General features: G+C 44.5%; 10 protein-coding genes. All 10 read left to right on the forward strand.

Going from position 1 to position 12,686, the window contains the following annotated elements:
* Positions 1-9: 9 nt before the first annotated feature.
* Positions 10-843, forward strand: coding sequence for an OmpA family protein (locus tag F0232_RS14715; protein WP_008217858.1), 834 nt, complete (start codon positions 10-12; stop codon positions 841-843).
* Positions 840-2,939 (forward strand): SLBB domain-containing protein, encoded by a 2,100-nt coding sequence (locus F0232_RS14720; RefSeq protein ID WP_105057143.1) that lies wholly within the window; start codon positions 840-842, stop codon positions 2,937-2,939. The genes F0232_RS14715 and F0232_RS14720 overlap by 4 nt, the downstream gene beginning before the upstream one ends.
* Positions 2,939-3,628, forward strand: a complete 690-nt coding sequence (locus F0232_RS14725; RefSeq protein ID WP_171750852.1) for a chromosome partitioning protein ParA — start codon at positions 2,939-2,941, stop codon at positions 3,626-3,628. The genes F0232_RS14720 and F0232_RS14725 overlap by 1 nt, the downstream gene beginning before the upstream one ends.
* Positions 3,629-4,158: 530 nt before the next feature.
* On the forward strand, positions 4,159-5,151 hold the full coding sequence (locus F0232_RS14730; RefSeq protein WP_061034074.1) for an ABC transporter substrate-binding protein: 993 nt from the start codon (positions 4,159-4,161) through the stop codon (positions 5,149-5,151).
* A gap of 155 nt (positions 5,152-5,306) precedes the next feature.
* Positions 5,307-6,206, forward strand: a complete 900-nt coding sequence (locus tag F0232_RS14735) for a proline/glycine betaine ABC transporter permease (RefSeq protein WP_008217852.1) — start codon at positions 5,307-5,309, stop codon at positions 6,204-6,206.
* Positions 6,199-7,431 carry a glycine betaine/L-proline ABC transporter ATP-binding protein gene (locus tag F0232_RS14740; RefSeq protein WP_105057142.1) on the forward strand — a complete coding sequence of 411 codons (1,233 nt, stop codon included), beginning with the start codon at positions 6,199-6,201 and terminating at the stop codon, positions 7,429-7,431. Before F0232_RS14735 ends, F0232_RS14740 begins: the two co-directional genes overlap by 8 nt.
* Before the next feature lie 370 nt (positions 7,432-7,801).
* Positions 7,802-8,206 carry an Hpt domain-containing protein gene (locus F0232_RS14745; RefSeq protein ID WP_061034075.1) on the forward strand — a complete coding sequence of 135 codons (405 nt, stop codon included), beginning with the start codon at positions 7,802-7,804 and terminating at the stop codon, positions 8,204-8,206.
* A 205-nt stretch (positions 8,207-8,411) separates the two neighbouring features.
* Positions 8,412-9,920, forward strand: coding sequence for a sigma-54 dependent transcriptional regulator (locus F0232_RS14750; RefSeq protein ID WP_061034076.1), 1,509 nt, complete (start codon positions 8,412-8,414; stop codon positions 9,918-9,920).
* Positions 9,901-11,031 (forward strand): glycosyltransferase family 4 protein, encoded by a 1,131-nt coding sequence (locus F0232_RS14755; protein ID WP_105057141.1) that lies wholly within the window; start codon positions 9,901-9,903, stop codon positions 11,029-11,031. Before F0232_RS14750 ends, F0232_RS14755 begins: the two co-directional genes overlap by 20 nt.
* Positions 11,032-11,228: 197 nt before the next feature.
* Positions 11,229-12,602 (forward strand): O-antigen ligase, encoded by a 1,374-nt coding sequence (locus tag F0232_RS14760; RefSeq protein WP_105057140.1) that lies wholly within the window; start codon positions 11,229-11,231, stop codon positions 12,600-12,602.
* The last annotated feature ends 84 nt before the right edge of the window (positions 12,603-12,686 follow it).

Genomic DNA, 12,686 nt, shown 5'->3' on the forward strand with positions numbered 1-12,686 from the left:
GACGTTGGCATGAATACAATCAAAAACTACATAGCCCTATCTCTGTCTGTGCTAGTTCTGGGTTGCACAAGTTACCCAGAACACGGCACTGGCGGACTAGCCGAGAGTTATGATTCGATGAACTATCAGAATTCTGACTTCTCGCCGGTTATGCCTGACGAACCGTTAGGTCCAGAGCATGGCTTACGTTTTGATTGGCAACTCGCTAAATTGCATTTGGATGCGCTGATTCAAGAAGGCGCGCGTTGGTGCTTCCCCGCTGCGGTTGTCCAAGCCATCGAGAAGCAAAATCGCATCGCTCGCGAGCTTCAAGGAGGCCTACTTCTAGATGCGGCTAACGATTTGGTTATCCAAAGAAAACGCCTAAACGAACTTGAGCTTCAACTTGACTACGTAACTTCACAAGCGCGTTGTGAACCTCCCAAGAACGAAAACCAATTCCGTATGCAGCTGTCGATAATTCAACAACTGTACGATCTACTCAACGTCGACAATCAATTCGCACACAACTCTATCGAAGTGAATCCTAAATATATGGGTAAGCTTGCAGAGGCGTCTTACATCTTAAAAGACAACAAGTCGCTAGAGTTAATAGTGACAGGCCATTCAGACGCAACAGGCTCAGAAGAATACAACGACAAATTAGCCCTAGGCCGAGCGCAACAAGTTGAGCGCTATCTCACTATCTTTGGTCTAAGCCCTAGCCGTATCAAGGCCGTCTCAGTAGGTGAAACCGTACCACTATTTGAAGGTGAATCCGAAGGTACACGCTTAACCAATCGAAGAGTGAGTATCGAAGTCATCTCCCCTGAAAACGCGGCTAAGATGGGGAGCTCACTATGAAATTACTGATTGCGTTACTTATCACGTTATCGATGTTCATCGCGACTTTAGTACATGCCGACGACGACTTTTCGGACGCAGTGCAAGTCGGTGATCTTATCCAAGTGAATGTGCCTGGAGAGAGCGAGTTAAACAAAGGTTACCAAGTGGATAAACGCGGTCGAATCACCCTACCTGAAGTAGGTACTGTGTTCGTCGCAGGCTACGATAAAGAACAGTTGAATAAAGTCGTTCTAGAGTCACTGGCGACGGCTTATAAAGATCTATCGAATGCTTCTGTTTATGTAAAAGAACAACAGATCATTATCTACGTGCAAGGTTACGTTGAGCAACCGGGTGAATACACCTTGGCTTTGGGCTCGAGCGTCCAAATGGCGCTGTACGCGGCTGGAGGCTTACGTTCTGGGGCTCAATTGGACAAGTTAATCTTAAAGCGTGGCGCAGAACGTAAAGAGTTTAATTACAAGCGTTTCTTAGATTCTGGCGATGAGGACTACCTGCCTACACTGCAATCACTTGATTCTCTATTTGTCCCTGCTTCACCACTGGTTGGTAATATTGAACAAGAATTTGATCCTGCTAAGCTTGCCAACTCGGGTGACAGCGCGGATTCAAGAAGTTCAATTAAAGTCTTCGGTGAGGTCAACGCACCTGGTTCATTCACTTATAAAGAAAATACCGATCTCGTTGATGTCTTAATGCGCTCTGGCGGCGTAACTCGCTACGCTAGTGTCGAACAAATCCGCGTCATCTCAAACAATACTCCAACGCTATTCAACCTTAAGCGCTACCTTGATTCTGGCGACGAAAGTCTACTGCCAGTGCTACGCCCAGGCTCAACCATTTTTGTGCCAAAACAGGAAGAAGAGATTAAATCCGGTGCGAACATGGTTTATGTAATGGGCGAAGTGGCAGCACCTGGTGCCTTTGAAGGTAAAAAAGGCGCGACCTTCATGGATATCTTGGCTAACGCCGGTGGACCTACTCGCTTCGCTGAGTCTCGCCAAATCCGCGTTATCAAAGCCGATGGTCGAGTACTTCGATTCGATTTAGCCGCCTATACCGAAGGCTTACCGAACTCAAACCCACCAAACATTAAAGCTGGTGATGCGATTTTTGTTCCTGAGAAAACGGATATGAACGAAAAATCTTGGTTGAAGATCGCTCCAGACAGAGCCGTTAACGTGATTGGTGAAGTAAACCGACCTGGTCGAATTGAGTGGTCAGACGAAATGAACTTCATGGGCCTACTCGCGCATGTCGGAGGACCAACTCTACGCGCTGATACTACAAAAATTGAGATTGTGACTGGCAGAAAGCTCGTGGTATTCGATTTAGATGAGTTTATTAAAAACGGTGCACCACGAGACCAAATGCCCTATATCTCTGCTGGCTCAATCGTTCGTGTACACGATTTACCGCAAGACCCATCAGACAATAAATCACAATGGGTTCGCCAAAGCTCTGATGCGTCTATTTACATTTTTGGACAAGTCAACGCACCGGGCCGTTACCGTTTCACTAAAGACATGCATTTCCTAGATATCTTGTCTGCGGCCGACGGCCCTACTGGAGATGCAGACATACACAACATTCGTGTGACCCATCGTGATAAACCTTACGCCAAGGTCAGCAAGCTTAATCTGTCTTTGTATTTTGAAACAGGCGATGAATCGTTACTACCGAATGTCACTACTGGCGATACTATCTATATCCCTGAGAAGAACAAAAACTGGCTAGACAAGCCAAAAGAAGAAACCGTGCGTGTGCTAGGGGCAGTTAATAACCCCGGCCGTTATGTGTTTAACGATAACATGACGATTTTAGATATCTTAGCTGAAGCGGCTGGCCCTACTGACAATGCATACGTTGAGAAGATTACCATTGTAAATATGTCTTGTTGCCAAGGACAAGCTCGCACTTTCGACCTCGTTGAATTTAGTAAAACAGCCAACATTTATAACCTACCGGTTTTGCGCGCTGGAGATACCATTTACATTCCAGACCGTCGTGACAGTTTTATGGAAAAAGCCCGTGTAGGCCTAGAGGACATACTACGTATTACTACCACGATTGTACTAATAGGAGCGTTATAATGACTATTTCAGCAACGCATGCCGAAGTTGAGCAAATCTATTGGGCGTCTGAATTAAACGAACAACGCTCTATCTGTGTTACTGCTTGTCATTCAGGTGACGGCGTAACATCGGTCGCAACTGCCCTCGCCGAGCGTTTCTTGTTAGCGGGTCACTCTACACTGTATGTGGACCTTAACCTGTTCAACCCAGCTTTTAAGAACCTCAATATGCTTGAAGAGGAACAATCAGGTCAGCTTATTGAGCATGTTGAATCACAACGCACGTTTATCGGGGTACCCGCACCGCAAGTCGCATCGACGCAGTTAGCATACAAAGATCCATCGACATTAAAGCAGGCTGTTGCTCAATGGCTAGTTAAATACGACCGCGTAATCATCGATACTTCGCCGCTACTCAACATAAATAAAGGTAATATCCCAGCTCAATCAGTAGCTAGCGCCTGTGATTCAACGCTTCTTGTTGTCGCTTACGGAGATACATCGTCTCATCATCTCGAGCAAGCTAAGAAGCTTCTCGATGCTCAGACTATTTCCTTAACGGGCTGCATCATGAATATGAAGGATACGCCAAGCTTTGCACAAGAACTGGTTAGACAGATAAACCGAATGAAGTTTATCCCAGTTAAGCTACGTGAGCGTCTAGCTAATAAACTCTATCGGAACGAGTTTTTGAACCTGCCGATGTAGAATGTATCCTGCTAGCAGGTGAATTAATGCCAATTACTTCCTCAAATCGCACATTAATCGTATTTTCTAATTTTTGGCGAATTTAATATAGAAAATACGATTTTTGCGACCATTCAATGCATTTCATACACATAATTAGTGGTCATCTCACCTTGAAAACGCCTCAAAGATCAACACAAACCGGCTAACTTTGGTGGTAATGTGACACAGCCTGTTAAAGTGCCATGTAAATAGCGTCAAAGATGGAATTCGTACGAATATTCCCTAAGATTATAAATAGAGGTGGTTTTTGACGAATTTGTAATAGTTTGACAAAGTTATCCGATGGCGGTGAAACACCGTGGATAAATCAAGCAAATCACACTTATGCTTTGTTGCTGTATTGGTTTGCTGATTGATTCACACACTTCCCCCATCCCTCCTTCTGCTCAAATGGTTCAAAACATGGAAAGGATCACCATCGAGCAATTCAGTTAGTCAACTGACCTTGACTAGCTTGGTTGTATTATTAAAGAGAAAGGAAACTCAATATGAAATACAAGTTAAGCTCCGTATTTTTGTTAGTTGCAGCAGCCAGTGGTCATGCTAACGCTGGAGAATGTGGCAGCGTAACAATCGCAGACATGAACTGGAACTCTGCAACTCTTATCGCCAACATCGACCAATTCATCCTTGAGCATGGTTACGATTGTGATGCCGAACTCATCCCTGGTGACACTATGCCAACCGGCACATCCATGATTGAAAAAGGCCAACCAGATGTTGCACCGGAACTATGGAGTAACAGCCTAAAAGACGCTCTTGATAAAGGTGTTGAAGAGAAACGTCTTCGCTACGCAGGTAAAGCTCTTGTAAATGGTGGTGAAGAGGGTTTTTGGGTTCCTGCTTACCTAGTTAAACAAAACCCAGAAATGGCAACAATCGAAGGTGTACGCAAGAACGCTGCGTTGTTCAAGCACCCTGAAGACCCAGATACATCCGCATTTTACAGCTGTCCAGCAGGCTGGAACTGTCAAATCAGTGCCGCTAACCTGTTTGACGCACTTAACCTAGAAGAGAGCGGTTTTACCATCGTAGACCCTGGCTCAAGTGCTGGTTTATCTGGATCTATCGCGAAAGCTTATGAACGTGAAGAAGCTTGGTTCGGTTACTACTGGGCACCAACTGCAGTTCTTGGCAAATATGACATGGTAAAAGTCGACTTTGGCAGTGGTGTTGATAAAGAAGAATTTATCAGCTGTACGACCCAAGAAGGCTGTGAATCTCCTAAAGCAACCATGTACCCGCCTTCTCCTGTCCACACCATTACCACTGAAAGTTTTGCATCGCGCGCACCGGAAGCGTACGACTACTTTACTAAGCGTGGTTTCACCAACGAAAAAATGAATGCTTTACTAGCTTGGATGGAAGACAACCAAGCGGATGGTGAAGAAGCGAGCATACATTTCTTGAGTGAATTCCCAGAAGTATGGCACCCATGGGTTTCTGAAGAAGTCGCAAAAAAGGTTGAAGCTGAGCTTTAATAACAATGCTTAGAGAGTAGTTATATTTGTCTATGGCTACGCTTCAATACAATGGAAATAACGTCGCTATACTTGATGTTATTCGTAATTCGGAGCCTTGTTCACATCGCATTTTAGTGTGTTGAACAAGTGGCTCCGAACTATAAGGATATAAAATGGCTGACAGCAATTGGTTATCGAGCTTCCCAGAAATGGAACGCTCTGATTTGCGAGCAATTAAAAAGACGCTAGACGGCGCATATCGTGAGTTTTCCCGTGAATATGGAGAAATGATCGAATCATTATTTGACCCTCTTCTTTCCTTCCTAGTTTGGTTTGAAAAACTTCTAATCTCTACCCCTTGGCTGATCGTTCTTGGCGTTTGCACGGGCTTAGTTTATGCCGCCAGTCGCTCTTGGAAACTGGCTCTAGGTTGTGTGCTCTCTCTACTTCTCATCGGCTACTTTGGTATGTGGGAAGACACAATGCGGACACTCAGCATCATCACTGTGTGTACCTTAGTTTCTATCTTCCTAGGTATTCCTATTGGTATCGCCATGGCGCGTTCTAATCGCGCACAATCGATCGTTACACCACTGCTGGATATTATGCAGACAATGCCTGCGTTTGTTTACTTAATCCCAGTCGTTATGCTGCTTGGTATTGGTAAAATTCCAGGTCTTATCGCCGTGGTTATTTACGCAATCCCCCCTGTGATTCGTCTAACTAACTTAGGTATTCGTTTAGTCGATAAAGAAGTGTTAGAAGCTGCGACTGCTTTTGGTGCGAGCAAGAAACAGCGTTTATGGGGCGTTCAGTTACCACTGGCAATGCCAACCATCATGGCAGGTATAAACCAAACCATCATGATGGCCCTATCAATGGTGGTTATTGCGTCTATGATTGGTGTTAAGGGCTTAGGACAACCGGTTCTTAAATCGATTACCAACCAATATTTCACTCTAGGCTTGATGAACGGCTTCGCCATTGTTGCACTCGCGATTCTGTTTGACCGAGCGTCACAGGCTTATGCGCGTAGAACCAATGCCCACCTAGGAGGGTTCAAACATGACTAAACCATTAATCGAAATTAGTGGCCTGTTCAAAGTGTTTGGGCCTAAACCTCTGTCCGTAATGGACCGCGTTAAGAATGGCGAGCATAAAGATGCGATTCTCGCCGACACCGGTCATACCGTTGGCCTTAAAGAAATTAACCTTCAGATAAATCGCGGTGAAATCTTTGTGATTATGGGGCTTTCAGGCTCAGGTAAATCAACACTCATCCGTCACTTCAACCGCTTAATTGACCCGACTCAAGGTAAAATCACGGTAGAAGGCATCGACGTAATGAGCTTGAATACCAAAGAACTGGAAGAGTTTCGTCGTCACAAAATGTCGATGGTATTTCAACGCTTTGGGTTGATGCCACACCGAACTGTGGTTGAGAACGTCGCCTATGGCTTGGAAGTCCAAGGTATCAAAAAAGGTGAGCGCCTATCAAAAGCAAATGAGTGGTTGGAAACCGTAGGTTTGAAAGGGTATGGCAATCAGTACCCTGCCCAACTTTCGGGTGGTCAACAACAACGTGTCGGCTTATCACGCGCCCTGTGTACTAACGCTGAAATTTTGTTAATGGATGAAGCCTTTTCTGCACTCGACCCTCTCATTCGAAGCGAAATGCAAGATCAGTTAATTGAACTTCAAGAGAAACTCCATAAAACCATTGTCTTCATCACCCATGATCTAGACGAAGCCCTCCGCCTAGGTGACCGCATCGCTATCCTTAAAGATGGCGAGTTAGTACAGCAAGGCACGCCTCATGAAATCCTACTTAACCCTGCCGATGATTACGTTGAGGCATTCGTAAAAGACGTGAATCGCGCTCGTGCTTTGACTGTAGAAACAGTTATGCAGCCTCCTTTGTATCGAATCACCTCAGAGACCATCGAAGGTGCATTGGCTCAAATGAAGATGCTCAAGCACGATTACGCTTATCACGTTACTGACGATGGCTATCAAGGTTTGGTCACAAAAGAGAGCTTACAAGACGCTGTTGAAGATTCTTCGGTTCACGATTTCAGTGATGAGATCTACGAAGAAGTTCCTGCGGTATTACCTGATGCAGTGATTGAAGAAGTTCTGCCAGACACCATGTCTTGCGACTACTCTCTTCCGGTCGTGGACGAAGATGGGAACCTCAAAGGTGAACTAGAGAGAAGCGCTGTTGCCGACATCTTCTCAGAGACAAGCGAGGAAGAAGTAGAACCTATCCCAAAGCCAAAAATTGACAAAGCGTCTTAGTCCAAGTCCAACTTGGACAAAGGCGTAACCAATGACTTTATTAACACTAGGCCACCACTATTCAGCAACAGGGTGGCCTTTTTCTTTAGTTTACTAGATTTAGAGGAAACGAGGTTTTTTAGCACTAGAGTCTAAGCCCTTCTCCTATTACACACCTAAGTTCATATTTTGTAAGTAAAAATACATATAATCAATCCGTTAGGTTTATCACAAAGATAGCCACAAGCATGGCTTAATGTCGATTTATTCTGCTGTTTATAAGGCAACCAGTTGAAATTATTCCAGAAAATGACTAAAACTTAAGAGTGCAAACGAGTATTAGACTTCTCGATGATGTAAGTATTTACAGCTCAATAAAAGGACTAGTTTGATGAACTCGACTTTAACGTCAGACACACCTTCAGGTGAAAATAAGCTAAAAAATGAAGAGCTTGTGGAAGAAAGCGTACTTGAACAGATGGTTCGAGATACCAGTCCGGAGATTATTCCAATTTTAATCGACCACTATGTGACAGAGTCACAGGCTCGTTTACTCACCATTAAAGAAGCAGTTAGCAACAACGACGCTCAAACGCTCGAGTTTGAAGTCCATACCCTTGGTAGTACCGCACTTTCGCTAGGTAACCGGCCTTTAGGTAAGTTAGCAAGAGCATTAGAACAGCAGTGTTTAGAAGCGCATCATGAACAAGCCTTTCTGCAGGTTGGCGAGTTAATCGAACTTGCAGAGCGTTCAATCAACGCGTTATTAGAAAGAAAAGAAGCCGGTTTTAGTTAACGCTCTTTCACCAGATATAAATTAGTTAAATAGCTAAACATAGTCATCACCGATTTACGTTTCATGGTCATCTGTTCGCATAAACAGACTAAACTCAAATAAGACAGCGCGCCCAGTAAGTAACAAAGACCGTCGACTCGTATCTACGCTCAAATATCACTATGTTATTGATTGGTTAGGATAAAGTTGCAAAAGGAATTACACAATGCGCCCTAAGGTATTGTTAGTTGAAGACTCCACCTCCCTCGCCGTACTTTACAAGCAGTACGTAAAAGACGAGCCATACGACATATTTCATGTCGAAACTGGAGCTGAAGCTAAAACATTTATAGAGAGACACGTCCCACAACTGGTTATCCTCGACCTTAAACTGCCTGATATGCCAGGTGAAGAGGTCTTAGATTGGATCAGTGATAACGACATCCCAACCGCTGTAATCATCGCGACAGCCCATGGTTCAGTGAACATTGCCGTTGACCTAATTCAGCGCGGTGCGGAAGACTTCTTGGAAAAGCCAATTCAAGCCGACCGCCTCAAAACATCGGTTAACCTGCATCTGCGCAGAGCCAAACTCGAAAATCTAGTCGACAATATTCAAAGCAAATTCGATCGTGACCGTTTCCATAACTTCATCGGTTCTTGTTTACCGATGCAAGCCGTCTATAAAATCATCGACTCAGTTGCTCCGACAACCGCAAGTGTGTTCATCAATGGCGAGAGCGGGACAGGTAAAGAAGTATGCGCAGAGGCAATTCACCAAGAGAGTCAGCGTGGTGATAAACCATTCGTTGCCATCAACTGTGGTGCTATCCCCCGCGACTTAATGGAAAGCGAAATCTTCGGTCATGTCAAAGGCGCATTTACCGGTGCTACAACCGATCGTAAAGGTGCTGCAATGCAAGCACACGGTGGCACACTGTTTCTGGATGAACTTTGTGAAATGGAATTGGAAATGCAGAAAAAGCTCCTTCGATTCCTACAAACCGGGACTTTTACCCCGTTAGGTGGCAACCGAGAAATCAAAGTAGATGTCAGAATCATCTGTGCGACTAACCGTGACCCTCTCGTCGAAGTAGAAGAAGGTCGATTCCGTGAAGACCTTTACTATCGTGTACATGTGGTGCCTATTGAGATGCCACCGTTGAGAGAAAGAGGAAGTGACATTGTCACTCTAGCTAACCACTTTTTGAAACTTTACGCCAAACAAGACAAGAAGAAATTCAATTCTATCGATAAAGAGACACAAGGTTTACTTAAGCGCTATCCATGGCCGGGCAATGTTCGTCAGCTACAAAACATCATTCGCAACATCGTAGTGTTAAACAATGAAACCAGTGTAACCAAAGAGATGTTACCTGCTCCGATCAATAAAGCAGACGCTACAACCTCAAAAAGCGTTACGCCAATACGTAGCGCTGTTGTGGAAGCCGTGTCGCCAGTTGTTCAAGAAGGTAAGCTGCCTCCAGTCACACCAGAAGAGCTTGAGCGTTCATCTGTCTCTCCAGACACAAATGATCCAATGACACCGGCATTTACCACTAGTGACGGTGCGATACGTCCAATGTGGCAGATAGAACGCGAAGCCATTCAACATGCGATCAATCATTGTGATGGAAATGTGTTAAACGCTGCCGTTTTATTGGAGCTGAGCCCTTCCACTGTTTACCGTAAGAAACAGGCTTGGGAGTCTGAAGATGAGTGTAACCAAGCCTAATTTGGATACTCAAGCTCAACCAACTCAGGTTCAGGGGCATTTAGTTCCTGAACCTGAAGAGATTTGGCTACTCATCGATAGCCAAACCTTTGGTGGAATTGAAACGCATGTCATTGAGCTCGCACTTGGTTTACTTAAACATAACCGCAAAGCTAGAGTCGTCCTGCTCACCAAGTTTGTTCCTCTTCCCCCAGTGATAACACGCTTAAAATACTTAGACCTGCCTTACAGTCACCTTAACGACTTAGCACCAAGTAAAACCTATTCAGTTTCGCAACTTAAACTGGCAATCACGCAATATAAACCCACGCATGTCCATGCTCATGGCTACAAAGCAAGCATTGTGAGTAAACTGGTGAAGCTAGTGACCCCAAGCCATTGTAAGCCTCGTCAAATATCGACGTATCACGCAGGCGAAACACCTAAAGGCAAAGTTTGGATCTACGATTTTTTAGATAGATATACTGGATTCCTGTCCAATCACTGTTTTGTTGTCAGCAACAAAATACAAGATAAGATCCCGTCACGAACTACCCTGCTTAATAATTTCATTGCGATCCCAGACAGCTCTCCGAATGCTCAACATTTAGTTAACGAAAGCAACAGTGAACAAATTTATCAGGTAGGTTTTATTGGCCGTTTAAGCCACGAAAAAGCGCCAGACCGTTTTGTTGCTCTTGCACAGTTTGCGGCTAATCATAAATTTCACCTATTTGGAGATGGTCCTGAAAGGCAAACGCTCGAAAAGAGTAAACCAAATAACTTAACATTCCATGGACACCAAACCAGTATGGACCATGCATGGAAAACCATTGATGTTTTAGTCATACCATCTCGTTACGAAGGTCTACCTATGGCGGCATTAGAAGCCATGGCTCGCGGCATACCGGTTATAGCGACCAACGTTGGTAATCTATCGCAACTGATTCAGCATGAATCCAATGGTTACATCGCTACAAATGAAAGCGAACTCACTGCATGTTTAACGAGTTGGTTTGACCTCCCTTCTCAAGACAAGCAGACTATGGGAATGAAAGCCAAAGCGACCATCCGCGAGCATTACTCTCCACAAGCTGTTATTCCCCAGATCCTAGCCTGCTACAGTGCATAACGTTGCCACACCATAGATTCAATCCAAATAACAATGGCAAGCGCGTTTCCAATTTGATTCTCATTTTGACCCGCCTCAACTCAACGTTTTAGAAAAATCTAAATTGAACATAAATACAATAACTTAGTGTCAGTCGATATGTGGCATTCACCTTGCTATGTCTTTAGTTGAATAATAAAAAACGCTAGGGATTTACAATGAGAGACCAAGTTAACCGAACACCGCTAATTTTAGGGCTCTCATTGCTAAGCCTTGTTATTGGTGCTGCTTGGTATCTCGTTCCTCACCCAGCAGTGGCTATCGGACTCGCCTTTATCCCGCTTGGTGCCTTGTTCGTCATCAATAAGGCATTTTGGTTTGTAATTCTGTTTGTTGTGTTCTCTTTTTTCAGGATTCATGAAGCATTACCAGTACTCTTTCCAATGAAGATCCCTTTGTTACTGTCCATGGGGGCATTGTCGGCATTGCTGTGGCACTCACTGGTCAGTAGAGAGCTTAAAATCTCTTGGCATCATTCTCTGAATTGGCTGGTTATCTTTTGGATTCTCACGATCATTGGGATTGTTTTTGCCTCTAATAGACCGATCGCGTTAGCTGAATTTAAAGGTATCTACTGGAAGATTATTGTCATGACTCTTGCCATTACTTGGCTCGTGAACACCACGGAAGACTTAGCGAAAACGGCGATGACGATCATATACGCGGGAGCTCTGGTCAGCACCATCGCCGTTTACAACTCAATCAACGGTATTGGTTTGGTCGAAGGCACACGCGTAACCATAGGTCGTGATTTTGGGTCAATGCTCGGAGATCCTAACGATTTGGCGCTGGTATTAATGTTCCCTCTCGCATTTACTATCAGTCAAGCCAGCACTTCCGGAATCCCATTATTTAAACGAATTATAAGTGGCTTCGTTTGCGTGCTACTACTCGCTGCTATCATCGCAACGCAGAGCCGTGGTGGACTATTAGGGTGTATTGCCGTGATTGGTATATTTGCTTGGAAGTTGGTTCACTCTAAACTCTTGTTAATGTCTGGCGGAGCAATTGCCGCAGTCGTCCTTTACTTAGCCGCTGGAATATCAGACAGAGCTTCAGGTGGTGCGGCCGAAGAAGGGATTGATGAATCCGCTATGGGACGAATATACGCTTGGGAAGCCGCTTTCAAAATGGCATTAGACAACCCTCTTACTGGGGTTGGCTTAAATAACTTCTACTCTAATTACTTTTTTTATAGCGCTTATTGGGATGGATTAAATCATGCTGTGCACAGCACCTGGTTTGGCGTTTTAGCTGAAACTGGATTTATTGGGTTGATCATTTTCGTAGGGCTTATCGTATCTCTGATCAAAACCTCTCGTGCCACCTTGGCGCAACTTAAAGCTGCGGGTTCCAATGTCCCACCAGAACTCAATGCTATCGCCTACGCGGTCTACGCAGGCCTGATCGGTACCATTGTTTCCGGCACTTTTCTAACTCAAGGCTTCAACTGGCCGATTTACATCCTTGCAGCACTCACAGTTTGCGTTTCAAACGTATCTCAAACTGCTTGTCAAAATGAGAAAATCTAAAAGCTAAACCTTAACTCATTGAAAATATGGGCTTTACTATATGGCACACAATATGAAGGTACTTCTATATAACAACAGAGAAGG

Origin of the sequence: Vibrio sp. T3Y01 (genome assembly GCF_013114525.1) — a bacterium.
GTDB lineage: Bacteria > Pseudomonadota > Gammaproteobacteria > Enterobacterales > Vibrionaceae > Vibrio > Vibrio chagasii_B.